Origin of the sequence: Amycolatopsis sp. cmx-11-51 (assembly GCF_047608665.1) — a bacterium.
In the GTDB taxonomy this organism is placed as follows: Bacteria; Actinomycetota; Actinomycetes; order Mycobacteriales; family Pseudonocardiaceae; genus Amycolatopsis.
In genome coordinates this window covers 860,029-884,636 of record NZ_JADNQO010000002.1, presented here as the reverse complement: position 1 = coordinate 884,636, position 24,608 = coordinate 860,029, and the positions used below count along the sequence as shown (strand labels likewise).

Genomic DNA, 24,608 nt, shown 5'->3' with positions numbered 1-24,608 from the left:
GAAAACCACACTGTCGGAAAGCCATCACCCCGGACAGGCCCAATGGCCACCATTTCGGAAAACGGTGCGTCACCTTCTTTCACTATTCCAGGGGGGTGTCCGCGTGCGACGGCCTCAATAACATGAAAGGTCGCCGACGTTCCCCAAGAGGTGGACCTCAACCGAGGGATGGTTATGACGACATCGGAACAGACCTGGCCCTCGACCGACTGCAACGGAATTATGCTCGCCGATCCCGTCGGTCTCACCTTGGCTGGAACAGTGGTGGTACTCGCCCGAAAAGCCGCCACCACGCTCGAAACGCTGTACTACAACGTGCGTATCTCCGGGGCGGATCCCGGCGTTCCGCAGGAATGGGCCGGCTGGAACGAACTGTGTCTCGCCGGTAATACCACCGTTTCGGCGGACGACCGCCCGTTGTTGCGGATCGCCGGTATGGACCTGATCACCGTCGACTCGGCCGCCGCCGCTCCGAAGCCCGCGGACGCGCCTTTTCGTGCCGTCACCGACGGCAGGTACATCTCGTGCTTCCGCCAGTCCACCACCGGCAGCCTCTACATGGATCGCTTCGCGCTGGTGCGGACTCCGCCGCGGCAATCCAGTGGCTCACGTGACGGTCAAAACCAAGGCGGCTGGCGGATGGAGCGGGTGTGGGAGGTGCGCTACCGGCGCAGTGAGCGACGCGACGCGCCCGCCGGCCCCGGTGACGAGCTCGGCTTCCGCAACATGATCGATGAGCCGTTCCAGGAACCCACCATCGAGCTGTCGGCGCTGTCCGGTATCACCGGCGGCCGGTTCGACGTCGTCCTCGCGCCCACGTCGGATGCCGATATCAGCCGCTGGCACATCGTGGCGGTCACCGGCGAAGTCCTCACCTTCGTCTCGTATCCGCAGGACAACACGGGTGGTGTGGAAGTCGATCCGGCGCTGTCACGCACCTTCACGATCACCCCCACGCTCTGGAACTCGGGAAAGAGCACCACGTTGACGCCGACCGCCGGCGTCGGCGCGAGTCTGTACGCCGAGCAGGAAAGGAGCGGCGCGGAGTCGAGCCTTCGCCGGGCGGTCCGGCTGGGCGTCACCGTCCCGGTCGCCAACGCCGGGGCCGGCCTGCCGGGAGCACTGGCCGTCTACGACTTCGGTGTGCTGCCGGACGGAACCATTCCGGGGTTCCCGGCGGGGATCGGTTGTGTGCTGATCGACGGGGCGCTGAACAGCGGCGGTTTCACCCCGGCCACCGGCGACCATCCCGTCCCCGCCAAGGCGGTGCGCTCGGCCGGTGCCGGCACGGTGAGCGCGGTTCTGCTGGGCACGCCGAGACCCGCCGCCGCGCCCGCCGTCCTCGACAGTGCCGATGGGCTCGTGCACTGCTACTTCCCCCAGCCCACCGCTTCGACCGGCGTCGAAGCCTTCGCGGTCGCCCAGTACGACCCCACGGTGACCAGGACCCAGGTCACGCTGCCCTGGGACGCCGACGACGACCAAGCCGGCACGTTCACGCTGATCGCCCGGCGCAGTGGCAGCACCTTCGACAATGTGGTGGCGACCGTCGCGCCCTGCGTCCGTGAAGGCGTCACCGCGGCGGATCTCTGCGACGTGACGATCGACTACGGCACCGCCGCCGGCCTGCCGCGCGAGAACTGGGGCGGGGTCCCGCGAGACGTACGGACCATGGTCACGATCCTCAACGGGGCGTTCTCCGACGACCCCGCGGACAAAGCGGTCCTGTCGGGAGCACGGCCGTTCTACGACTTCCTCGGCCATCAGCCGTCGGCACGGTTGCCCTTGGCCTCGGCGGGCAGGCTCGTGCTGGTCTCCCACCGCCCCGACATGCCGCTTTCCCGGGTCGAAGTCACCGCGGCGGGGAACGGGACCGTGGAGCTGACCGTGCGCTACGCCTCGGACGCCGGTGCCACCGCGGTGCAGACCTGGCGAGCGGTACCGGTCAACACCGCCAACGCGGCACCGGTTCTGGGTGGTGACGCGGACCCGGCGACCTACTCCTATCGACAAGACGCGGCAGACACCCCCGTCTACGCGTTGAGCACCAGCGGTGGCAGCATCCTGCTCTTCGGCAAGACGACCGAGAACCTGTCGCTGACGATCTCACCGGCGGACGGCGGTCCGGCACACTGCTCGGTCTCGCTGGCTGTCGGCGGTCACTCCGCCGTGAAACTCGAGAACGTTCCGCGTGACCAGGCGGGTTTCGTCGCTCGGTTACGTGCTTGGAGTGCGGCCGACGCGGTGTTCACCCACATCTCCGCGGACCCGAAACCCGGGCCGGTCGCCGACCAGACCTTCGTTACTGCGCTGAATCTGCGCGGCGGCTCGATGCTGTTCGATGTGCTCGAACCGGTCGATGTTGGCGATCTCGCCGCCGGGCAGGTCGACGCGGCAAGCTGGCAAAGACGTTCGCTGACCCCGACACCACCGGATGACACCGTCGGCCGGGCGATGATCGCCATGACCGCGCTCCCACCGAAAAGCCCGCTGTTCGGCCGGGCCCCGCGGGCGGTGGACGGCACGAGCACCCGGACGGTGACCGGCGACAACGGCAAGTGGCTGGCCGCACACCAGGCGAAGGCGCTCGCGCTGAACGGCCGTCAGGCGATGAGCGTCGCGCTCACCAGCACTCAGCTGTCGCCACGACCGGCCTGGACCGTGGAATCCTGGATCCGACCGGAGGGAAGCGACCCGGCGGTGGTGATCACCTACGACAACGGCCCGGCGAAGGGGCTGGGCGAACTCACGCCGTCCTACTATCTCGGCGTCGCCGGCCTGCCCACGCTTCGATTCGGTGCCTTCGAGCAGAAGAGCAACGCCAGAAGCTCCTGTCTCGCGGTGCCGTCGAACCCGGTTTTCACGCCAGGGCCCACCGGCTTCACCTGGGAGGCGTGGATCAAGCCGGACCAGAAGCCGTGCCCCAAGGCGAACCGGCTCGGCAGCATCCTGCAGGTCTGTGACGCGAAGAGCAAAACCAAGCCGCTGGTCAACCTCGGTCTCGACTTCGGGCGCCATCTGTCACTGGGCTACCGGCCGCAAAGCCACGAGCCGAAGTCGGAGTACCTCACGGCCGGGACTCCCCTCCCTTCCGATGTATGGACGCATGTCGCGGCGACGGGCTCCTGGCTCAACGGAACCTGGACGCTGACGATCTACGTCGACGCCGTGCCGGCCAACACCGTGCGTGACGTCAAGCTGCAGCCACCGTCGAAGTCGACCTCGCCGTCGCTGGCGATCGGCGCGTCGATCGGCCCGCACGTCAGCATGTTCGGCGCGCTGTCGGACGTGCGTCTCTGGTCTTTCGCCAGAACGGCCGCGGAACTGCGGTACACGTGCGACGCCGCGCTGACCGGAAATGAACCAGGGTTGGACGGCGCCTGGTCCTTGGCCGAGGGGCACACCACCGCCGAATCGGTTTTCGCCAACCACGCCACCGCGACCGGGGCCGCGCTCGACGCGCGACTGAAACTCACCAAATCCCAAGCGGTCGGCTCGAGCGATGACGACCCGTTCATCGGCATCGTCACGGGCGTCGGTGGTACGGCGCCTGTCCGTGCCCGCGCGCGCCTGCGCCCTGGCGAGTGGAATCACGTGGCCGTGAGCTATCAGGCGGCCGGTGCCCTGAAACTGAACCTCGCGGACGCCACCTCGGGTCCACCGGCTTACGGCGTCTGCCCCGAGCCCGGCGACCTCACGTTCGACGGCCAGTTCAGCATCGACTGCTGGGTGCAAGCGATCGACTCCACCGGTCTGCGGCAGACAATCCTTTCGCAGTGGGGAGATTCCGGAAAGGACCAGTCGTTCCGGCTCGCACTGGATTCCGACGACAATCCGTTCTGCACGGTCGGGCTCGTCGACCCGGCGAGTGGTGACCGGACCCGGCTGACCGTGCGGAGCGGCGCATCCGTCTCGAACGGCCCGGCCGTCCACGTCGCGGTGACGCTGACCTCGGCTCAGGTCAAGGCGGGCCTGCGGTGCACGCTCACGATCTACGTCGACGGCTTCGAGAACGGAAAGGCGCAGACGACACTGAGCGGTGCGAAAACAGTGACGTCCGTCGATTCCTCGGCTCCACTGACGCTCGGCATCGGCAATCCGCCGTCGAAGGACGGCCGGGTGGCCTTGGAAGCGCAAGCGCGCTTCACGGGTGCTTTGAGCGGGCTGCGATTCTGGTCGGCCGGCTTGTCGGCGGACCAGGTTCGGTCGGTGATGCGACGGAACCAAGCCGCCGACGCCGATCAGGGCGTGGTTTCGGCGTGGTGGTTCAGCGAAGGTTCCGGCAATGTCGCCGAGGATTCGGTGAACGACAACGACTTCCTGCTCACCGACACGGACCTGTGGGGCACGCTCCAGAACGTCGGCCGGTATCGGTGTTACCACGACGGTCAGCCGATCGGGTCGGTGATACCCGCGCCCGCCGACGAAGTCACCGGGTATCTCGGGTACGACCAGTGCACCATCGGTGCCTACGAACAGAATGGGGAAGAGTTCCAGGACCACCTCGACGGATCGCTGGCCGAGGTACGGATCTGGCGCTCCGCACGCACCCGATCCCAAATCACGTCGACCCTGTACCGAAAGCTGAAGGGCGATGAGGCGGACCTGGTCGCCTACTGGCCCCTGGACAAGACCAGCGCGGACCTCACCGGCCGGGGCGCGAACGGGCGTCCCGTCGGCTCACCCGGTTATGTCGCCTCCACCGCACCGGTCGCGAACGAAGGACCTCAGCTCACCAACGTCTACCAAGGCCCGCGGACCCGGTTCCAGCGTCCACTCTCGGGCCGAGCCGCCGTGGTCGAGTACCCAGAGCTGGAGACCCATGGGGACGGCACTCCCTACGCGGTGATGCGGCGTGCCTACTTCTTCGACGACACCGCCCTCACGTTGTCCACCGGCTACGGCATGGGCGAGACGGACCTGGTGTATCTGGGCCAGGTACAGACCCTGCCCACGCTGATCGGCTACATCGAGGGCGCGCCACCGGTGCCCAGCGAGAACCTGTCCCGCCCGCTCTACGACAGCCCGTTCGGCTACAACTCCTATCAGGACGCCTCCTCGGTCACCCTGCGGTCCGAGGAGAGCACGTCGATCAAGTTCACCTCGTCGGACTACAAGACCGCGCTGAAGATGGAAATCGACACGAAAGCCGGTGTCGCCGCGAAATGGGCGGACAGCGCGTCCGTACTGGCGTGGACACATCTGCTCACCGCCGGTACCGGGAAGATCGGCGCCCGGCACAAGTCGAACCTGGAAATCGCCCGCCAGCGGGACGAAACCTACCTTTCGGCGTGGACCCGCGTCACGACGGACACCTTGGGACTGAGGGGGATGTGGGAGCCGGCGCGGACCGATCGGTCGGACTACCTCAACCCGGTGGTCGGCCGTCGCTACCAGCCGTTGAACCTCGGATACGCGCTCGTTGAGTCGATGACGGCCGACCTGTACGCGATGCGGCTGCACTCCACCGGGGCGATGGTCGGCAAGGTGGTGCTACCCGACCTGGAGATCCCGCCGGACCGCAACATCCTCACCTTCCAGATCGACCCGCGTTACGTGAAGAACGGGACACTGGACGGGAAGGTCGGGCTGGTCAACGACCCCGACTTCCCGCGGGCCGACGTCGCCAGAGGCAGCTACTTCAAGCCGGACGAGGCCTACCGGCTGGCCGCGAAAACAGCGAAGTCCGACGCGGCCATGCGGAGCATGTTCATCCAGTTCGACGCGGCGAGCCTCGGCGAAAGAGGCAGCGCCGATCTGGACGAGATCAACGACAAGCAGTTCCATGACTTCGGCCGGGGCGTCCCGACGCGCGGAATCGCCAACCGGTACGTCTGGACGGCATCCGGCGGCCTGCACACCGAAACCGAGCAGTTCTCCGCTGTCCACGAACGGGTCTACACGGGATTCAGCGACTACACGCATCTGACCGGCCTCACCGGCGAGATCGCCTTCACCGCGCAGTACGGTCTGTACGGCGCTATCGACGCGTTGTTCGGTGGCCATGTCAAAGTTCAGGTCGGCAAGTCGGAGAACGAGTCGCGCGGGTTCTCACTGGCGGTGACCTGCCCTGGCGACCCGATGCTGCAGGGCTACCACGCGGACACCGGCTACACCCCGGAATACTGCCCCGGCAAAGTCGACGCCTACCGGTTCATGTCGATCTACCTGCCGCCTTCGGCGGACAACGGCGACACGTTCCACAACCAAGTGATCGACAAGGAATGGCTGACTTCCAGCAGCGACCCGGACGCGGTGGCGCTGCGCAACGTCCAGCTGACCGGGCAGGGCGCGTGGCGGCTGCTGCACCGGGTCACCTACGTCAGCCGGGTACCGCCGCTGTTCGACACCAATCCGGACCAGACCGTCGCTCACGAGCCCGCGCAAGTGATCGACCTGGCCGACAACCCGTTGCTGATCGAACTGGTCGAGGACGAAGTGACCGCCGACATTCCTTCCCCCGCCGACATCGGGAACGGGGTGGCGACCGTTCTGGCCCCACTGGACGGCCACACGGCGTCGAAGCTCGGGGATCTCGTGCCGTGGTGGGCGGCGTTCGTCGCCGCGACCCGGCAAGCCAAGGCGGATCCCGTGAAGGTGGCGCTGCTGAACCGGATCCTGACCGACGTCGTGGCGTACTTCCAGGCCGGATACGCCTCGGGCCTGCTGCCCCGGCGAGCGAGAGTCGGGAACACTCCGAGTAGTCATCGCGCCGAGCGCTGTGCCGCGAGTCCTCCGAATGGTAGTAGGAAAAGTACGTAGAGTGTTTTCGGCCCGGCGTAGCGAAAGCGCATTTCCACCTCGATCGAGTGAACTCCGCCTACCCGGCCGACCTGGGAAAACACGGCAAAACCGCTGGCAGATTCGATCTGATCACCAACCGTGCGCGTTGATTAACGCACTGCCTACCTGTTAGAGATGACCGTTCCTGATTCGTATCCCGTTGCGGATCACTCTGCGCAAGGACAGGCCCTGATGACCAAACTGCAGACCTCTTGCGGTGGCGCACGCCCACATCCGGTTCAGGCGCTTCTCGTACTGGTGCTGGCGATGCTTCCACTGTCCGGCTGCGGTACCACCGGGGGCGAGGGCGGCGGGGCCGCTGCCCCCGTGGCGCCGCCACCCTCGTCGCCCGAGATGCCGGCCGCACTACCCGAGGCGAACACTTTCGGCCGGCTGGACTCCGCGCCCGCAGACCCCTCCCCCACGCTCCCCGCCAACGGCGAAGTACTGCACCCGAAGGCGGACGCGGTGGTCTACCGCGCACCCGGCGCGGAGCCGATCGCCCGGCTGCCCGAGACCCAGATCGGCTCACCGACCTGGGTCCCGGTGATCGCCCGGCAGGGCGACTGGGCACAGGTGCTGCTACCGGCGCGACCCAACGGCGCGACCGGCTGGCTGCACGCCACCCCGGAAACCGCGGAATCGGCGCACAACGACTTCCAGGTCAACGTGGACCTCGCCGAATTCCGCCTGGAAATCCTCGAAGCCGGCAAGCCGACCGGTTCGTGGACCATCGGCATCGGCAAACCCGAGCACCCCACGCCCACCGGCCGCGCGTTCATCCTCGCCTCGATCAAGGAGAGCGTGAACACCTACAGCCCGATCGTGCTGCCGCTGAGCAGCCATTCCGATTCGCACGAGACCTTCGGCGGCGGGCCCGGCACGGTCGGCATGCACACCTGGCCGGACGACAGCTTCGTCGGCAAAGCCACCAGCGACGGCTGCATCCGAGTCACCCGCGAGGCATTGGACCGCCTCGTGGAACTGCCGCTCGGCACCGTCGTGCACATCACCTGAAATCCGATCATGGAGGTAATTTCCTTGTCCCCGCGTACACCGGGCGTGCTCGCCTGCACGGCCGCGGCCTGCCTGGCCGTCACCGCCACCCCCGCCGTGGCCACCCCGGCCGAGTCCGCCTACGCCATCGCCGCGTCCGGTCTGGTCACGATCCCCCGTACACCTTCGGTTTCCGGGGCGGGCAAGGAATCGCTCGCCTCGGTGGCGCTGCCGACATCCGGCCCGTCCCTGGTCAGCGCGAAGGCACTGAACGCCGATGTGAAACCGGGGTACGCCAAGTCCGGTGTCACCGGTCTCTCGCTGGATCTCGCCACCCTGCCCACCGCGGCCACACTGCCCGGGCTGAGCGCCGACGTGATCAAGTCCGAATGCCAAGACGGCAAGGGGTCGGTGTCGATCGCGAACCTGAAGGTCGGCGGCAAAGCGATCAAGCTCGACCAGGTCCCGCCCAACACCACCGTACCGCTGGCCCCGTTGCTCGAATTGGTGGTGAACAAGCAGACCAAGAACGCCGGCGGCACGCTCACCGTGACCGCGGTCTCCGCCAAGCTGCTCGGCCGGACGCAGACTCTGGACATCGCGTCGGCGACCTGCGCCAAATCCGCCGGCACCACTCCGGAACCGCCGACCAAACCCAGCGGTGACAAGCCGCAGCCCAGCGGCAAGGCCCCCAAGCCCACCCCGGTCCCCGCGCACCTGGACGTCACCGGCTGACCATCGCCCGCACAACACGAGTGTGGCTTCCGGGTCCCGCCCGGAAGCCACACTCGATGCGGGCGCGCCCTCAGATCGCTCCCGTCCGCACGGCGTATGCCACCACGTGCGACCGGTTCCGCAACCGCAACCGGCCGGTCATGCCGTAGATGGTGTTCTTGACCGTCCGTTCCGGACAAGAGAATTCGGCCGCGATCTGGTTCGTGAGGAACGCGCCGAACTCGACGATGAGTCCATCACTTGACGCGCCCTCGCGGCCGGTGAAGCGGAACGCGCTGTCACCGGCGATAGCTTGGACGGGTGGCGGGTCCGTCGCGACCCCGACGTCAGAGCGGCGAACAGGACCGAAACCTCAGCGGCGAGCCCACACCGGATCAACACCTCCACCTCTGCCGGTGACGTGACTGTCGGCTACTCCTGAACGCATGGCGCCCACCCGGCACGAACCGGTACTTCCCCGGCATCGCCTACGACCCGCCCTGCCTGTCCCGGTGACCACGCATGGCCACGCCGAAGAGACCGCTGGTGTGGCCGGTGAGGGTGGCGAGTTCGGTGGGGCGACGGGGATCGTTGACGTCCCACAGCCGTGCGGTGTTGTCGTTGCCCGCGGTGGCCAGGATGCGGCCGTCGGGGCTGAAATCCACGCCGTAGACCGCGCACGTCGGTGACAGCGCGACCGGTCACTCGTCCGCGACCTTCGCCACCGACGACGGCAGGCACGCGGCGCTAATGACCAACACCTTTGTACAGGCCGAAGGTACGACGACACGGGTCCAGGTAATCGACTCCGCGCTGTGTGGCACTCCGGTGGGCTGATCCGCCTGCACGGGCAGGATTCCGTCGCCGTTTCGTGATTCGGGTCCTGGGCTCGTCTTTACCTACCCGCTGATCGCGGCGGCACCCGGATGCGGGCAACGAAGGATTGGGGACGTTGAGTGGCCCAATCCTCCGCCGATCAAGATCCGACGCCGGAGCGCCCTCGTGACGAATGTGGCCGAGGCGCCGCACCAGCGACCCGCTGCTGCGGCGCCTCGGCGAGTGCGCCCGTTCGGTGTCCTGATCCTGGTCAGGGAGTGGGGGTCTGACCAGGGCGGAGGACATCCCCGCAGGACCGCAGATGCGCGACCGAGTTGGCCGCGACGACCTTCTGGGTCTCGGTGGTCACGTAGTTCTGCGCCTCGGCGAGCAGTGCGGGGTCGCGGACGAGATCCTTACGCACCCACACCCCGACGTCACCGAACGCGGCCGGATCACGGGGGCTGCGGTAGAGCACCTCGTACTCCTGCGCGAACCGTTCGTCCTGGGCGAAGCCGAGCGTGGTGTCCCACGAGCCGATGAGCGAGATCAGCTCCGGACGGACCTCGTCGAAGACGTACCGACGCTCACCCGCGAAATCCGCGGTGCTCAGGTAGTCGGCGATGACGCGGTCGGCGAGACCGGCGAGGTCGATCACCTGGAGCCTGCTGACCAGTGACATCCCGCCGAGGTCGATCACGCCGATCTTCGCGGAGTCGGGCAGCTTCAAGAGGTCCGCCACGCCGTTGGTGACCCTGGCGTCACGCTCGACGACACTGCAGAACGGCGTTTTCGGGGTGGCGCGGTACTTCTCGCCCTGAGTGTAGAAGCCGCTGACCGACGACACCGTCGCGATGACGAGCGTGACCACCAGCAGGACCCGGCCGCGGATCCGCGCCTCGCGCACGGTCTCGACGATCACGATCGTGCCGCCGAGCGTGCCGAGCGCCCAGATCGGGGTGGCGAACCGGAACTGCCCCATCCAGTCGGCCTGGAGGACGCAGAAGGCGACCACCGACAGGCCGAACGGGACCACGAGCGCGACCATGTCCGCGCGGAGCTTGGACGGCTTCTGCATCACCAGGGCGAGACAGACGATCGCGACCGCGACAAGCAGCCAGCCCGCGTACTGGAGGACCGTCCCGGCCTTGGCGATGTCGGTGATGTCCGGGAGCGGCTGAGCCTTGGCAATCGCGGTGTTGGGCAGCAGGCGCCCGTACTCGATCCAGCGGAACAGCAGATAACCACCGAAGGGGACGACGAACCCGGCGGCGGACAGCAGTACCGCCCGGACGGCGGGGGCAAGGCCGCCGCGGCGGGTGAACAGCGCGACCACGATCGGGAACGCGGCCGCGTAGATGACACCGTCGGGGCGGCTCAGCCCGGCGAGGGCGGCGAGCGCGCCGGTCGAAACAGCGACCTTCGCGGTCAGAAGCGTGCCGGAGTTCACACCGCACAGGGTGACCACGGCCACCGCGGTGGCCGTGAGGGCGTAGACCGAGTTCTCCAGACCGGAGAAGCACCAGATGACGAATGAGGAGTTGGCCGCGAGCGCCGCGCCGGCGATCACGGTGACCAGGGCGGGCCGCGATGTCACGCGCTTCGCGGCGACGTACACCAGCACCAGGATGGCCGCGCAGCACAGCAGCGCCAAACCCTTGGGGAACAGGATGTAGTCGGGGACGCCGAAGATCGTCCCGTTGTCGAACAGGCCGACCAGTTTCCCGAGCGCCAGCAGCACCATCCACACCGGGTTCGAGAAGCCCTCGACGGGCTCCACTCCAGGCTGCAGCACCGGTCCGAAACCATCGGCGAGGTTACGGGAATAGGCGAACGTGATGGCCGCGTCGTCGATCATCCAGTTGCCGTAGAAGCTCGCGTGGACGGCGATCAGCACCGTGCCGGCGAGGACCGAGGCGATGGCGCCGAGAAACGGCGGGAAACCCCGGCGTGAGGGGGCCATGCCGTCACCTGATGGTCTGGCCCCGCCGCGGTCCGGCTCCGCCACCGGCGGCGGGCCGGTCAGTTCCACACTGCTCACGTGGTGAATCTCCCATATTCCGAGTTCGAGAATCCGGCGACTGTGCGGCGCGGACCGAGCCCCGGTGCCACGGCCGCAGCGTCCTGCTCATCCACTACGCGGGTTGTTCGCGGAACCCCATGAGCCAGAAACACAGGTTGAGCTGATAGTCATCGCCCAGGCGGGTAATTTTACCGCACAACGCGGTACTCTCTCGACCAGGGCCGAAACCGGCGGAGTCGACGACACCCGCGTTGATCATTTTCGGTGAATATCGATATCGCGGCGCGAACTCACGCCGTCGACGCCGCGAGAAGGTTCACCGCCTCGACACCACGCGTCTTTCACAATTTCAGGTTCGGTAAGCCGCTGAGCCCGCTCGGTGAGCACCGGGACCTCGACGCCCTCGAACGAGTCACCGCGCCACAACGCCAGCGCCGCCCGCAGTGACCCGATCGCGCGCTGTGGATCCGGCTCCGCCGCCCCCGCCTCGACGAGGTCTCGACCGTTTCGCGTCGACCTCCTCCGCCCGCGCCCGGAGCCGGTAACCCGCCCCGAAAGAAAGCCTGTCCGGCTCTCCGAGCCCCGTACGCAACCGATGGATGTGCACATGCAGTTGCCGCGGCGCGCGAGTCCCGCCGTTCTCCCCGCAGCACGTCCGTCAGCACATCCACTGGCACGTCGCCCAGTATCCGATTTGGCCACAGCTCGACCCGCTCCTACCGGGCGACACCGAGGAAAGCGTCCAATTCGGCCCGGGTGGGTGCGGTGGCGGGTCCCCGCCTGGTGACGGCGATCGCCGCGGCGGCGTTCGCCCGGCGAGCGGCCTCGAGCAGATCCGTCCCGGCGAGCAGTTCGGCAGCGAGGACGCCGCAGTGCGCGTCCCCCGCGCCGTTGGTGTCCACGGCGGCCACCGCGAATCCAGGCACGGCCACGACACGCTCTCCGAAGAGCACCTGGCATCCGGCGGGACCATCCCGGACGACGAGCGTCTCCACTCGGCCGCTTGTCAAGTCGAGGGTTTCCGCCTCCGTGACGTTACAGCTGAGAATGTCCACATGCGACAGGACGGCCGCGAGCACCTGGTCGGGAACGTCACCGGCGAGTGGGCCCGGATCGAACAGGACGATCTCGTCGCCGGTCCGGGGCAACCAGTCCAAAAGGGCTTCCGCGTTCGATGCGTGCAGCAGGCTGTATCCGGTGAGGTAGACGACGTCCTGGCCGGTGAGGACGATGTCGTCGAGCAGGCCTCGCGGCAGGCGCCCTTCGGCACCGGCGCCGGTGATGAAGCTGCGTTCACCGTCGTTCTCCACGAGTGCGACGACGATCCCGGTGTCACCTTCGCCCATCGGTTCGTGCGCGAGGACGATACCCTCGGCGGCCATCGCCGACCGGGCGAGGTCGGCGAAGTTCGCAGTACCGTGCGTCCCGGCATAGAGCACAGGGGCGCCCGCTCTGGCGGCAGCGGCCATCACATTGAAGCCCCCACCCGGCACGAAGTCCACTGTGGACGCCATCACGTCCCCGCCCGGCACGGGCAGGCTCGGCACCCGCATCACGAGGTCCACCACGACCTGCCCGGTATGGATCAATCGTCCGCTCATCGCAGTGGACCTTTCTGTTCAGCGGCCGCGGCCGGCAGGTGGAGACGTCCATCGTGGACTTCGGCGATCTGGTCGGCGGCGGTGAGGTGGGTGCGGTCGTGGGTGACCAGGATGGTGGCGGTGGCCTGCTGATGGGTGAGCCGGGTGATGAGGTCCACGACCGCGGCACCGCGGTCGTGGTCGAGGGCGCTGGCGGGTTCGTCGATCAGGAGGATGGTGGGGCCGTTCATCAGGGCCCGCTCCTCCCCCGCGTCCGTACCTCCCATCAGGTCGCCGCTGGTGCTGGCCGCCGTGTGCGCGGTTTGGCTGGCTCTGGTGGTGCTGACCGCGGACGGGGTCTGGGTCGTCCCGCTGTACTTCCTCCAGCTCCATCTGCTCTCGCGCCGGAGGGGCGCGGCGGCGGTGATCGCCACCACGCTGACCGCGATCATCGCCTTCGCCGCGCACCAAGGTGTCTTCAACCCCGCCGCCGTGATCGGACCCGCGCTCGGTGCGGCCGTCGCCGTCGTGTGGGGATATCAGGCCCTCTACCAGGAGAGCCAGCAACGGAGACGGCTGATCGGGGAACTCACCGCCACCCGCGCCGACCTCGCCGAGGCCCAGCACACCGCTCCAGCATCCAGCTGTTTGTTGCGCGCCGCCGAACGCGCCCCCGGCACCGCGGACCGGTTATGTCACCCAAGCCCGCCAGGCCGCGGCGGACAACCTCGCCGAAGCCCGCCGTTTCGTCGCCGCCCTCACCCCTCCCGCCCTGGACGGCACCACCCTGGCCGGTGCGCTGGAACGCCTGTGCGCCACCACCAGCACCCGCCACCCGATCGCCTCGCGTTTCCACCTTTTCCGGCGATCCTGTGCCGCTGCCGACCGCTTATGAGGTCGCCTTGCTCCGCATCGCCCAGGCCGCCCTCGCGAACACCGTCCGCCACGCCGACGCCGCCACCGCCGAGATCACCCTGAGCTACCTCAGTGGCCGCATCGCACTCGACATCGTCGACGACGGCACGGGTTTCGACCTTGACCGGCTGCCGGTCGCGGATCCCGAGAAGGGCGGCTTCGGACTGGGCGCCATGCGCGGCCGTACCCAGGCTCTGGGCGGCACTTTCATCCTCGAGTCCACTCCTGCCCACGGCACCGCGCTGGCCGCCCGGTTGCCCCTGCCCGAGGCGAACCCGTGACCGAAGCAGCCATCCGCCTTCTCCTGGCGGACGACCATCCCCTGGTGCGAGCCGGACTTCGCGCCGTGCTGGAGACCGAACCCGGCCTCGTCGTGATCGCGGAGGCCGCGACCGCCGAAGACGCCGTGGTCCGTGCCGCCGAGGGCGACATCGACGTCGTGCTGATGGACCTGCGGTTCGGCCCCGGGATGACCGGCGCCGAAGCCACCGCCGCGATCACCGCCCGCCCCGGCGCCCCCCGCGTCCTGATCGTCACGACCTACGACACCCTCCCAGCCATCGAAGCGGGCGCCACCGGCTACCTCCTCGAAGACACCCTGCCGGAAGACCTGGCCGCCGCGGTGCGCGCCCGCCGCCGCCGGGCGCACGAGCTGGCCCCCACCGTCGCCGACCGGCTCATGAACCGGATGGGCGCCCCCGACACCGCCCCGACCCGGCGCGAGATCGAAGTCCTCGCGCTGGTCGCCGACGGCCTCTCCAACCGGGCCATCGCCGCCCGGCTCCACCTCACCGAAGGCACGGTAAATCCCACCTGGCCCGCGTCTACACCAAACTCGCCGTCGACTCACGCACCGCGGCCGTCGCCGCCGCGACCGACTTGGGCCTCATCCGCCGCTAACACGGTGGTCGAGCTGGCCGCCCTCTTCTCCGTCCTGCGTCACGCGGCCGGGCAGGAGCGGACGTGGATCCGCGCGCTACTCGGGCCGGAGGTCGAGACCGGCGTGGTCGGGTCGCGTACGCCCGGACAGAAGTCCGCCTTCTGCACGAAACCGCCTAACGGATCAGGCCCGCAGCGCTCAGATCGGTCCAGACCTGCGCGGGTACCTTGACGGCGAAGGACTCCACGTTGCGCCGCGCCTCCTCGGCTGAGCGCATCCCGACCGCGATCCCGGCGACAGCCGGGTGCCGCAGGGGGAAGGCCATGGCCACCTGAGGAAGCGTCACGCCGTGTGACTCGCATACGTCGGCGATCTTGGTGGCCCGCTCCAGAACTTCCGGTGTCGCGGCCTCATAATCGAAGTGCGCCCCCTCGCTCGGCCGTGGCACGGCGAGCAGCCCGGAGTTGAAGATCGACGCCGCGATCACCGAGACGCCGCGTTCCGCGCACGCGGGCAGGAACGTGTCGAGCGCGCTGTGATCGAGCAGCGTGTAGCGGCCGGACTGCATGACCACGTCGACATCCGCTTCCTGCACCAAAGTGGTCAGCATGGCCGTGTCGTACATGCCGGCACCGATCGCGCCGACGACGCCTTCCGACCGCAGCTCCGCCAGGGCGGGGTAGCCATCGCGCAACGCGTCGTCGAAGAACTCCTCGGCATCGTGCAGGTACAGCACGTCGATCCGGTCCAGGCCCAGTCGCTCCAGCGAATCCTCGACACTGCGCCGGATCCCGTCGCGAGTGAAGTCCCGGACCCGGTAATGCGTCGCGGGGACATGGAAACCGGCCGGATCCAGCTTCCCGTCCACGTCCTGCGGTACCAGCAGCCTGCCGACCTTCGTCGACAGGACGAACGACTCTCGCGGTTGCTGCCGCAGGAATTCACCGATCCGGCGCTCGGAATGCCCGATGCCGTAATGCGGAGACGTGTCGTAGTAACGGACGCCGCCGTCCCAGGCCGCGGCCAGCGCCCCCGCCGCGGTCTCGTCGTCCAGCGGCGCGAACAGCCCACCGAGCGGCCCGCCGCCGAACCCCAGCCGTGTGACCTCGACGGTGGTGCGCCCGAGTCGGTTCGTCTTCATCCCAGCTCCCCATGATCAGCTCGCCGACGACGGTGTCATACCCGCGGCCCACTGGTCGAGGAGATATTCAGCACCAGTCGGCGCAGGAGACGACCTCGAACCCCCGGCTGGGGAAGACGGCGTCGACGAAGAAGTCGTGGATCGCCTGATCACCGTCCGCGCAACCGTCGCGCAGCACGGTTACCTGGTAGCCGCGGTCCGCCGCGTCGTAGGACGTCGCGGCCACCATCGCACTGGTCGCGACTCCGGCGATCGCGACGGTTTCGACGCCCTGGGCACGGAGCACCAGGTCGAGATCCGTGCCGGCGAACGCGCTGGCACGGCGTTTCAGCACGACGACGTCCTCGGCGGTGACCGGCAGATCGATCTCGGTTCCGGCCGAACCCTCGTGGAAGGTGTCCCCGGCCTCGTGGAACGTCTTGAGCATCGCGTTTCCCGGCGGCAGGTCGGCCCCGTTACCCCGGAGCGCGAAGTGCACGAACACGACGAGCGCACCGGCGGCACGGGCACGCGGTAGCAGTTCCTTGAGCGGCGGCAGGACCTGCCTGGTGAACGGGTAGTCGCCCGTGATGCCTCGCTGGAGGTCACCGATGATCAGCGCGGTGGTCATGACGGGAAGCTAGCCAACCGGCCGCGCCGCTCAACACCCGCGGCCGCTACATCGTCGACCTCGTCAAGCGACGAAGACGCAGAACCGATGCCCCGCCGGATCCGCGTAGACGCGCAGCACCGGATCGCACCATGCGGTCCAGGTCGTCCCGCTCGAAGGCCTTCGGACGGCAGATTCAGAAGCGCGAGCGGTTTCGCCGCGGTGTCGTCCGTGAATTCCACCCTGAGGTCGGTCACAACAGTGGGCCGGAACTCGCTCATCCGGCAGGTCGGGACGCGGGGCTGCTACGGTTGACCCGTCGCGGTTCAGACACCAGCCGCCGGGTCCGTTCTACTTCGTGGTCCGGCATGCCCAAACAGGGCAGCAGCCGGTCCTCCCCGTACCGGCAAGGAGTCAAATTTGACCGACTATCGCGCCCCCGCCTCTGATCCGCCCCGTTCGGTCCGGAGATTCGTGTCTCCTCTCGACGTCTCGGTCACCGCGTCCGGCACCGACACGGTGGTCACCGTGTCCGGCGAGATCGATCTCGCCGTCTCCGACAGCCTGCGGCGGACACTGGAGGGAGAACTCCAGTTCATTCCCGCGGCGTTGATCGCGGACCTCTCCGCGGTCACCTTCTGTGACTCCACGGGCTTCACGGCACTCGTCCAGATCAGGGCGAAGGCCGAAGAGACGGCCGTACCGTTCATCCTGGTCACCCAGGAACGGGCCCTGTTGCGCCCGATGTCACTCCTCGGGCTCGACGCGGTGTTCAACGTGCACCCGACGGTCGACTCGGCACGGGACGCGCTCTGCCGCTGACCCGCCCGGCTGTCATGATGGGCGGTTGTGACGGGTGACGAGGATCGAGGGTTCCGCATCGGCGGCCGCCCGCTGGCGGAGCGGCTGACCGAAGTCCTGCCGTCGCTCGCGAAGGCGGTCCTCGCCGAGATCGTGTCCCGGATCCCCGAGTACGGCCACCTGCCCGCCGAAGAACTCAGTGGCGACATCACGCACGTGATCGAACAGAACCTGCGTTCGTTCATCGACACCCTGCGCACCGGAGCGACGCCGACGCAGGAGGAACTCGACTTCCTCCGCGAGTCCGCCGCCCGCCGTGCGGAAGAGGGCATCCCGATCGACATCGTGCTCACCGCGTATCACATCGGCATCCAGGTGGTCTGGGCGTCGCTGACGCCGGACGCGCGTCCGGAGGAGGTCGCGGACGTCCTGGCCGTCAACGCGCTTACCCTGCGTTACCTCGAAGTCGTCACCCCCGCCGTCGGCGCGGGGTACCTGGACGAGCGCCAGACGATGTTCGACGACGAGCGGTCGGCGCGGCACGCGGTGCTTTCCGCCCTGCTCGACGGCGAGCCCGCCGATGTGGCCGCGGGACAGGCGGGCCTGCGGTTGCCGCCGTGCTACATCGTCCTCGCGGCGACGGTCGGGGCGCATCCGGACGAGGAGGCCAGCGGCGTCGACCCGCTGGTCGCCGGACGCCGCAAACTCCGGCGGCTGCGGGTCGAACTGGAGCGCCAGATCCGCGGCACGGTCCTGACCTCGCTCACCCCCGAGGGCGGCGTGGCCTTGCTGCCGCACGAAACCCCGGCGGGCGAACTGTCCACACGCGATTGGGCACGGCTGGAGCGGGTCCTCGCCGACGTCGCCCGCACGGCGGGCGCGGAGGTCATCGCCGGGGTCGCGGCGGCCGGACCGGCAGGCGTTCCCGCCGCGGCGCAGCTGGCACAGGACGTGCTCGCGGTCGCCACCGGCTCCGGGCGGCCGCCCGGGCTGTACCGGCTCGACGACGTCTTGCTCGAATACCAGCTGTCTCGCCCCGGCCCGGCCCTCGACCGGCTGGCCTCCCGGCTGCAACCGTTGGACGGTAACGAAGAACTCCTCCAGACGCTGGAGACCTTCCTCCACCGTGGCGGGCGGCGGCAGACCGCCGCCGCCCTCCACGTCCACCCCAACACCGTCGACTACCGGCTGCGCCGGATCGCCGACCTCACCGGGCTGGACCCCACCCGGCTCGAACACATCGCCTTGCTGAGCGCGGCACTCGCGGCCCGGTCGGCGACCGGCCGGGGATGAGTGGGTCAGCGCGCCGCCTTCGCGATCGCGGCGCCGAACACCGCCATCCCCGACGCGTTCGGATGCAGCGGGGCCGCGGCGTGCGCGGGGATCAGGCCTTCGAGATAGCGATCACGCGGGGCGGCGCAGATGTCGTGCCCGACGGTGAGCGAGGCGAAGTCGACGAACGTCGCGCCGCGGGCCTCGGCCTGCTTCCGGGCGGTGGAGCCGATCAGGTTCATCACGCCCTGCAGGTAGTTCGCGTCCCGCGCCCAGACCGGCTGCACGGGATAGCAGCCGTTGTGCCGGATGTAGGTGCCGTATCCGGTCACGAGGATCTTCGCCCGCGGCGCCCTGGCTCGGATCTCGTCGAGCGCGGCGCCGAATTTCGGGGCCCACGCCTGGATCGAGTCGCCGAGGGGATCCTTGCCACCCGCGGTGAGCCGGTCCGCGCACGAGTGACCCGCCGGTTCCGGCAGCAGGTTGATGCAGCTGAGCGCCTGCTGGAACAGGCCGGAGTCGTTGGCGCCCATAGTGATCGACACCAACCCCGTCGACGGCTTGAGCGCGTCGAGTTGCGGCGCGAGGATGCCGAACCGCCGGTTCGTGAGATCGGCGGTCACCGCACCCGAACACGAAACGTCGGCGAGCTTCGCGCCGAGCGCCGCCGCGGCGAACGCCGGGTAGTCGCGATCCGAACGCAGGCACAGCAGGTTGGGATCCTGCTTCGGGATCAGCGGCCCCGCGGCGGCGGAATCGCCGAGCGCGACGTACTCCAGCTGCCCCGCCTGCGCCGGTGTCGGCGCCGACGTCACCGCCACTGCGGCGGCCAGCGCCACCAGCCCTGCCTTGACCCGCTTGCCCAGCGCCATCCCAGCCTCCAACGTCGTCGTTGTTACCGCCCGGTAATACGTCCTCACATCTTGCGGGCGAGGGCCGGACACGGGCGTGGGGAATTTCCCAGACTTACCCCAGGCGTCGTTGTGACACGTCACCAAGCAGACGCTTGAAAATCATGGGGAACGGGTACCACTCCCCTGTCGGAGGTGATGATCGATGTCCCCTGCACAGACTGGAACCGGTCCCGTGGTGACCGGATTCGACGGCTCCCCGGAGTCCGGCCGCGCCGTCCGCTGGGCGGCGGCCGAGGCGAAAACCCGAGGGCGAGGCCTGGTGCTCGCGTACTGCACGAGGGATCGCTTGCCACCGACGGGTTCCGACCCTGTCGCCGCGCCGCTCACCGAACTGGTTCCCGAGGCGACCGACGACGCGGAACCAGCACGGCGGCAACTCGAGTCCATGGCCGAAACGTTGCAGCGCACCGACCCGGATCTCGACGTCCGGACCGTCGTACAAGGCGGTACCCCGGACGAGGTCCTGACGTCGGTCGCCGACGGGACGGACGCGTCGATGATCGTACTGGGCGAATCCCACACCGGGGTGTTCACCCGCGCCGTGACCGGCTCGACCGAAGCGGAGGTCACCCAGCACGCCGGCCGCCCGGTGGTTGTCGTCCGCGGCGAAGAGCCTCCTCAGGACGGGCCGGTGATCTTCGGGACCGACTGCACGGACCAGAGCGCCCAGGCGGCCGGGTTCGCGTTCGATTTCGCGTCGAGGCATGGCCTGGCCGTGCACGCGGTCCATGCCGCACGGCTTTCCGCTTGGGGGCCGATGAGCGAGCCGCTGCTCGGCGGCCCGGTGCTGGATCCGGCACCGCCGCTCCCCCAGGAGGTCGTCGACGAACTCGTCGCCCGGCAACTGAAGCCATGGCGGGAGCGTTATCCCGACGTGCCCGTCGAGATCGTGCACGGCGTCGGGCCGACTTCTCAGGCGCTGACCGTGCAGTCCAGCGAAGCCGCATTGCTGGTGCTGGGCCGAAGTGACCATGGCAGCCTTCGCCGCCTGCTGCTGGGCTCGGTCAGTGACGACGCGCTCCACCACGCGCATTGCCCGGTCGCGGTGGTGCGGTCTTAGCGGATCCAGCTCAGCCGTCCAGCGGAGCGGTCATACCGTCGAACAGACGGTCCACGCCCGGTGATACCCGAAAACGGTTTCAGAAAACAGGTTTGCCGATACCGAACCGGGGTAACCCCTGTTCGTGAACGATGACGACCTCACTTTCGGCATCGAAGAAGAATTCTTCGTCGTAGACCCCGCAGGACATCTCTCCCAGAGCGGCAACATGGTCGTTGATTCCGCCGAAGAGGCTGAAGGCGAACTGCAACACGAACTGACCCGGTCACAGGTGGAATCCGCGACCGCGATCTGCCGTACCAGGGATGAAGCGTTGGGGCAGCTGAAAGCTCTCCGGGCCGAACTCACCGAAGCCGCGGCTCAGCGCGGCTGCCATCTGCTCCCCTGCGGGAGTCCGCTGCTGATCGAAACCGGCTTCCCGCACATCACCCCGAATCCTCGCTACGAGCGGATCGCCGAACACTTCGGTGCCACCGCGCGCACCACGATCACCTGCGGCTGCCACATCCACATCGCGATCCCGGACCGGGAAACGGGTGTCCGGCTGATCTCGCGAATCCGGCCGTGGCTGCCAGCCTTGCTGACGCTCACCGCGAACTCGGCGATCTCCGACGGCGTCGACACCGGTTACAGCAGCTGGCGATATCAACAGTGGACCAGGTGGCCGTCGGCAGGGCCGCCGCCCGAGTTCACGTCGCTGGACCACTACGAGAGCATCGTGGACGCCTGGCTGCGCGCGGGAGCGATCCTCGACCGTCAAATGGTTTATTGGGACGTAAGGCTTTCCGAGGGCCAGCCGACGGTCGAGTTCCGGTTTTCCGATGTGGCCGCGACGCCGGACGAGGCGGTGCTGCTCGGCATCCTGGTCCGGGGACTCGTCACCACGATCCTCGACGACGGGCCTGCCCCGTCTTTGTCCAACGAGGTACTGCGCGCCCATCTCTGGCGCGCCTCCCGGGAAGGACTTTCGGGCCGGTGCCCGCATCCGCGCACCGGCGATCTCATGCCCGCGCACGAGGTTGTCGGCGATGTCGTGGCCTTCGCCGCGGCCGCGCTGGAGACGACCGGCGATCTGGACTTCGTCCGCGACGGCTGCGCCCGGTTGTTCGAACACGGGAACGGGGCGGATCGGCAACGGGCCAAGTTCTCGGAGCGGAAGTCCCCGGAGGATGTCGTGGAGATGCTCATCCGCTGAGCCGCTTGGTTTCGGTGACCGACGTGCCGGCGTTCCTGCTCCGCCGAGGCTGTACGTCCGCCGGTCCACCTCGCGACCGGCGGACGTACAGCCTCGCTGGACCGATCGCCGCCTCCGGTTACCCGATCACCCGACGCCAAACCTGATCGCGGGGAGTCGTCCGATGCCAGTTGCGGGAAAAGACCCGTCGCTCGCCTTCGTAGCCATCGAACCGGGCGTCGATGACGAACTCCGTCGGTGTGCACGACACCCGGGTGCGGGTCTCACTCCTGGCTTCCCACTCGTCGCGGGCGAACGTCATCGACCACTCCGTTTCCGCCACCGGGGAACAGAAGTCGTCCGCCACCCACGAGTAGCGCTCGAACACGTCCCTGGTCACGTCGAGCGCGATGTCCTCGAACCGGACCTTGCCCGCGTTCTTCACGATCTCGAGCGCGGACCGGTACTCGATCAGGTCGCGGGACACCGTCCAGCGCACCTCGCCGGGTTCGACCTGGGTCAAGGCAATGGTTCCGTACCTTCGGGTTCGTCGAACGGCCGCGCCGACACCTCCTCGGCCTCGGCCGTCGGACGCACCGGCAGCGTGAGCGTGCTCCGACCGGTGTGGACGGTCACCATCGCCGGTTCCGGCGGTGGCCACGCCAGCGGCCAGTACGACGAGGAGATCGACAACCGGATCCGGTGCCCGGCGGGGAAGGCCTGCGCGACGGCGTTGAGTTCGACGCGCACCCGGTACGGCTTACCCGGTTCCAGCGGCTCCGGGTCGTCGTGCCCGTCCCGGTGGGTCAGGTTCAGCAGTCCGCAGGTCACTCGCGTTGCCCGGCCGTCCGGGGCGACATCGGACAGCCGGACGGCGACCTGCGCCACCGGCTTGTCCGCCGAAACCTCCAGATCCACCACCGGCGAACCGAGGATCTCGCACGGCTCGGTGAGTTCGTCGGTGTCGAAGACGAGTGACCCGCCGTCCTCCTCCCGCTGGTCGTAAGGCAGGTCGGGTGGAGCGCTGTACGAGGCCCACTTGCCCGCGAACTGGCCGACCGAGAGCGGCGACTCCACCGACAGCCGTTCTTCCCGGACCTCCTCGTCCGGCCGGGCGATCCGGTACCGCGCGAGCCGGTGCACCGAGGGGTGGGCGTGCGGCGACGGCCAGGACGGCTCGCCGACCAACCGGCCGGGCCGGTCCTCGTACGACGTCGACGGCGGCACACTGTCCTGCATCCACGTCCGCAGCATCGGCCCGTCCATGACGCCGTTCTCGGCGTCCTTCAACCAGTGTCAGGCTCGGCGGTTTGCGCGCGGCCACTTGCAGGGCGGCGAATCCGCCCCAGGAAATCCCCATCATCCCCGTGCGGCCGGTGCACCACGGCTGCCCCGCGATCCACTCGAGCACCTCTTCCGCGTCCTGCTGCTCTCGTTCCAGGCACGGAGTCCCGCACCGAGGTGAGGTCACGGTGCCGGTACGGGATGTACTCCAGGATCGCCGGGACCGGCTCGCCGTCCGAAGCGACCGGCCGCCAGATCCTGGCCGACAGCCGGATACCGTCGGAGACCGGGATCCAGACGTGGTCGGACTCCGTGATCTCGTACGGCAGCGAAGCCACCGTCCGCATAGGCTATTCCTCCTCGAAGTCGAACCGTAGCGCTTCGGTGCACTGGCGGTATTTGTGTTCCATCTCCCGCTGGGTCTGCGCGGCGACGAGGATGTGCGCGAGTTCGTAGCTGTAGCTGTCCTGCGCCGGCATGTCCGAGAGCCGCGTTCCCTTCGCCGGCACCACTTCGATCTTCACGCCGGGGATCTCCGCCTCCAGGTCCGCGATCTCACCCCTGGTGGGCACGCGGGTGACCAGGGCGTCACGGAACCGGCGGTGGTACCACTTGGCCGCGACCTGGTAGTCACCCCTGTTCCGCCGTCCGCCGGGATCCTCACCGAGTCCCAGCCGCACCATGATGTGATGGTTCGCCACCCCGTCGACGTACTCGAACAGCTCGGCGTGGGACTGCGAGTGCCGCGGACTGATCTCCAGCAGGCAGGCCTGACCGGATTCGGGATGGCAGAAGAACTCGATGCTGAAGGTGGCGTTGTCGAAACCGATCCCCTCCATCACCCGGACCGAGATCTCCTTCATCCGCTCGACCGCGTCGTCGGGCAGCTGCGACGGATACTGATGTCTCAGAAAGCAGGCGGAGTCGGGATAGTTGATCGAATCGAGAACGCCGTAAACCGTCACCTGTCCCTTGTGGACGTAACCCTCGGTCGCGGCCTGCACACCGGTGAGTTCGCCCTCCGCGAGGCACGCGGCTCCTCCGGTGTCGGCCACTTCGGCGGGAAGCGCGACCTTCCCGAGGACGTGATCCAAGGGCAGACCGACCCGCTCGACGCCGGCCCGGATCTCGGCGACGGCCTTCTCGAACTCACTCTCATCGGCGACGTGGAAGGCCAGTTCCGACGAAAACGACTTCACCGGCTTGAGCCACATGGGGTAATCGACGCCATCAGGTGGCCGAGGCTCGTCCTGCTCCAGATCGACGATGCCGAACGGCGGCAGCTCGTCGATCACCTTCGCCTGTTCGAGTCTGCTCCAGTATTTGTGCTCGCACTTCAGCACGGCCTCGAGCGAAACGCCGGGGAGACCGTACTTCTCACACAACATCGCCACCATCGCCGAAGAGGGGAAATCCCAATAGCTGACGATTGCGTCGATCGGCCCATCGAAAGCGTCCAAATGCGACTGCGCCTTTTCCATGAGCTCGACGATTTGGATCTCGCCCTGCTGGAGTTCTTCGGGCGACAGCAACGGATGGAAGCGATACCGGTCCGCGCCGGGGAGCCGCCTCATCACTTCTTCGTTGCTCTCGTCGAGCCCGATCACGAAGATGTTCTTTTCCTCTGGGGACCTGGAGGATGTGTTCATGAGCGAGACCTACCCGT

16 protein-coding genes and 3 pseudogenes are annotated in these 24,608 nt (G+C 68.2%); 9 read left to right on the top strand and 10 right to left on the bottom strand.

Annotated features, from left to right (window positions below):
* Nucleotides 1-174 precede the first annotated feature (174 nt).
* The 3 genes from ACM6LU_RS13110 to ACM6LU_RS13100 all read left to right on the top strand — a co-directional run bounded on the left by ACM6LU_RS13110 (nucleotide 175) and on the right by ACM6LU_RS13100 (nucleotide 8,514).
* Complete coding sequence (locus ACM6LU_RS13110) at nucleotides 175-6,762, top strand: LamG-like jellyroll fold domain-containing protein (protein ID WP_414937888.1); 6,588 nt, start codon at nucleotides 175-177, stop codon at nucleotides 6,760-6,762.
* A 213-nt stretch (nucleotides 6,763-6,975) separates the two neighbouring features.
* Nucleotides 6,976-7,800, top strand: coding sequence for a L,D-transpeptidase family protein (locus tag ACM6LU_RS13105; RefSeq protein ID WP_414937887.1), 825 nt, complete (start codon nucleotides 6,976-6,978; stop codon nucleotides 7,798-7,800).
* 9 nt (nucleotides 7,801-7,809) lie between these two features.
* Nucleotides 7,810-8,514 carry a choice-of-anchor P family protein gene (locus ACM6LU_RS13100; protein WP_414937886.1) on the top strand — a complete coding sequence of 235 codons (705 nt, stop codon included), beginning with the start codon at nucleotides 7,810-7,812 and terminating at the stop codon, nucleotides 8,512-8,514.
* A 467-nt stretch (nucleotides 8,515-8,981) separates the two neighbouring features.
* Here ACM6LU_RS13100 and ACM6LU_RS13095 read toward each other — a convergent pair whose 3' ends face one another.
* The 5 genes and pseudogenes from ACM6LU_RS13095 to ACM6LU_RS13075 all read right to left on the bottom strand — a co-directional run.
* Nucleotides 8,982-9,185, bottom strand: coding sequence for a WD40 repeat domain-containing protein (locus ACM6LU_RS13095; protein ID WP_414937976.1), 204 nt, complete (start codon nucleotides 9,183-9,185; stop codon nucleotides 8,982-8,984).
* A 395-nt stretch (nucleotides 9,186-9,580) separates the two neighbouring features.
* A complete protein-coding gene (locus ACM6LU_RS13090) occupies nucleotides 9,581-11,350 on the bottom strand; it encodes a hypothetical protein (RefSeq protein WP_414937885.1) in 1,770 nt (589 codons plus the stop codon).
* Nucleotides 11,351-11,587: 237 nt separating this feature from the next.
* Nucleotides 11,588-11,941: a BTAD domain-containing putative transcriptional regulator gene (locus tag ACM6LU_RS13085; RefSeq protein WP_414937975.1), complete on the bottom strand. Its 354-nt coding sequence runs from the start codon at nucleotides 11,939-11,941 to the stop codon at nucleotides 11,588-11,590.
* A gap of 107 nt (nucleotides 11,942-12,048) precedes the next feature.
* Complete coding sequence (locus ACM6LU_RS13080) at nucleotides 12,049-12,933, bottom strand: PfkB family carbohydrate kinase (protein WP_414937884.1); 885 nt, start codon at nucleotides 12,931-12,933, stop codon at nucleotides 12,049-12,051.
* Nucleotides 12,930-13,172, bottom strand: a pseudogene (locus ACM6LU_RS13075) (ABC transporter ATP-binding protein); the annotation flags it as partial. The pseudogene ACM6LU_RS13075 and the gene ACM6LU_RS13080, both read right to left, overlap by 4 nt.
* A 612-nt stretch (nucleotides 13,173-13,784) precedes the next feature.
* On the opposite strand from ACM6LU_RS13075, the gene ACM6LU_RS13070 reads away from it, so the two are divergent.
* Nucleotides 13,785-14,108 carry a sensor histidine kinase gene (locus tag ACM6LU_RS13070; protein WP_414937883.1) on the top strand — a complete coding sequence of 108 codons (324 nt, stop codon included), beginning with the start codon at nucleotides 13,785-13,787 and terminating at the stop codon, nucleotides 14,106-14,108.
* Nucleotides 14,105-14,727: pseudogene (locus tag ACM6LU_RS13065) on the top strand (response regulator). Before ACM6LU_RS13070 ends, ACM6LU_RS13065 begins: the two are co-directional and overlap by 4 nt.
* Before the next feature lie 155 nt (nucleotides 14,728-14,882).
* Here ACM6LU_RS13065 and ACM6LU_RS13060 read toward each other — a convergent pair.
* Both ACM6LU_RS13060 and ACM6LU_RS13055 read right to left on the bottom strand, forming a co-directional pair.
* Nucleotides 14,883-15,848: an aldo/keto reductase gene (locus ACM6LU_RS13060; RefSeq protein ID WP_414937882.1), complete on the bottom strand. Its 966-nt coding sequence runs from the start codon at nucleotides 15,846-15,848 to the stop codon at nucleotides 14,883-14,885.
* Nucleotides 15,849-15,915: 67 nt separating this feature from the next.
* Nucleotides 15,916-16,458: a cysteine hydrolase family protein gene (locus ACM6LU_RS13055; protein WP_414937881.1), complete on the bottom strand. Its 543-nt coding sequence runs from the start codon at nucleotides 16,456-16,458 to the stop codon at nucleotides 15,916-15,918.
* A 453-nt stretch (nucleotides 16,459-16,911) separates the two neighbouring features.
* On the opposite strand from ACM6LU_RS13055, the gene ACM6LU_RS13050 reads away from it, so the two are divergent.
* Both ACM6LU_RS13050 and ACM6LU_RS13045 read left to right on the top strand, forming a co-directional pair.
* A complete protein-coding gene (locus ACM6LU_RS13050; protein WP_414937880.1) occupies nucleotides 16,912-17,259 on the top strand; it encodes an STAS domain-containing protein in 348 nt (115 codons plus the stop codon).
* Nucleotides 17,260-17,286: 27 nt separating this feature from the next.
* Nucleotides 17,287-18,531: a PucR family transcriptional regulator gene (locus ACM6LU_RS13045; protein WP_414937879.1), complete on the top strand. Its 1,245-nt coding sequence runs from the start codon at nucleotides 17,287-17,289 to the stop codon at nucleotides 18,529-18,531.
* A gap of 5 nt (nucleotides 18,532-18,536) precedes the next feature.
* Here ACM6LU_RS13045 and ACM6LU_RS13040 read toward each other — a convergent pair whose 3' ends face one another.
* Nucleotides 18,537-19,382 (bottom strand): SGNH/GDSL hydrolase family protein, encoded by an 846-nt coding sequence (locus ACM6LU_RS13040; protein ID WP_414937878.1) that lies wholly within the window; start codon nucleotides 19,380-19,382, stop codon nucleotides 18,537-18,539.
* A 184-nt stretch (nucleotides 19,383-19,566) separates the two neighbouring features.
* Between ACM6LU_RS13040 and ACM6LU_RS13035 the strand changes: the two genes are divergently transcribed.
* The gene (locus ACM6LU_RS13035; RefSeq protein WP_414937877.1) at nucleotides 19,567-20,484 is read left to right on the top strand and encodes a universal stress protein; all 918 of its coding nucleotides are present in this window, start codon (nucleotides 19,567-19,569) and stop codon (nucleotides 20,482-20,484) included.
* A 124-nt stretch (nucleotides 20,485-20,608) separates the two neighbouring features.
* Nucleotides 20,609-21,679 carry a carboxylate-amine ligase gene (locus ACM6LU_RS13030; RefSeq protein ID WP_414937876.1) on the top strand — a complete coding sequence of 357 codons (1,071 nt, stop codon included), beginning with the start codon at nucleotides 20,609-20,611 and terminating at the stop codon, nucleotides 21,677-21,679.
* Between the two features lie 118 nt (nucleotides 21,680-21,797).
* Here ACM6LU_RS13030 and ACM6LU_RS13025 read toward each other — a convergent pair.
* Together ACM6LU_RS13025 and ACM6LU_RS13020 are read right to left on the bottom strand one after the other, a co-directional pair.
* Nucleotides 21,798-23,289 (bottom strand): annotated as a pseudogene (locus tag ACM6LU_RS13025) (CocE/NonD family hydrolase).
* A 3-nt stretch (nucleotides 23,290-23,292) separates the two neighbouring features.
* Nucleotides 23,293-24,591: an ATP-grasp domain-containing protein gene (locus ACM6LU_RS13020; RefSeq protein WP_414937875.1), complete on the bottom strand. Its 1,299-nt coding sequence runs from the start codon at nucleotides 24,589-24,591 to the stop codon at nucleotides 23,293-23,295.
* Nucleotides 24,592-24,608 lie beyond the last annotated feature (17 nt).

Bases quoted from the DNA above. Each gene is read 5' to 3' on its own strand.
- ACM6LU_RS13035 (WP_414937877.1), top strand. From the start codon at position 19,567: ATGTCCCCTGCACAGACTGGAACCGGTCCCGTGGTGACCGGATTCGAC.
- ACM6LU_RS13100 (WP_414937886.1), top strand. From the start codon at position 7,810: ATGGAGGTAATTTCCTTGTCCCCGCGTACACCGGGCGTGCTCGCCTGC.
- ACM6LU_RS13060 (WP_414937882.1), bottom strand. From the start codon at position 15,848: ATGAAGACGAACCGACTCGGGCGCACCACCGTCGAGGTCACACGGCTG.
- ACM6LU_RS13085 (WP_414937975.1), bottom strand. From the start codon at position 11,941: ATGTGCACATCCATCGGTTGCGTACGGGGCTCGGAGAGCCGGACAGGC.
- ACM6LU_RS13105 (WP_414937887.1), top strand. From the start codon at position 6,976: ATGACCAAACTGCAGACCTCTTGCGGTGGCGCACGCCCACATCCGGTT.
- ACM6LU_RS13110 (WP_414937888.1), top strand. From the start codon at position 175: ATGACGACATCGGAACAGACCTGGCCCTCGACCGACTGCAACGGAATT.
- ACM6LU_RS13055 (WP_414937881.1), bottom strand. From the start codon at position 16,458: ATGACCACCGCGCTGATCATCGGTGACCTCCAGCGAGGCATCACGGGC.
- ACM6LU_RS13080 (WP_414937884.1), bottom strand. From the start codon at position 12,933: ATGAGCGGACGATTGATCCATACCGGGCAGGTCGTGGTGGACCTCGTG.
- ACM6LU_RS13020 (WP_414937875.1), bottom strand. From the start codon at position 24,591: ATGAACACATCCTCCAGGTCCCCAGAGGAAAAGAACATCTTCGTGATC.
- ACM6LU_RS13040 (WP_414937878.1), bottom strand. From the start codon at position 19,382: ATGGCGCTGGGCAAGCGGGTCAAGGCAGGGCTGGTGGCGCTGGCCGCC.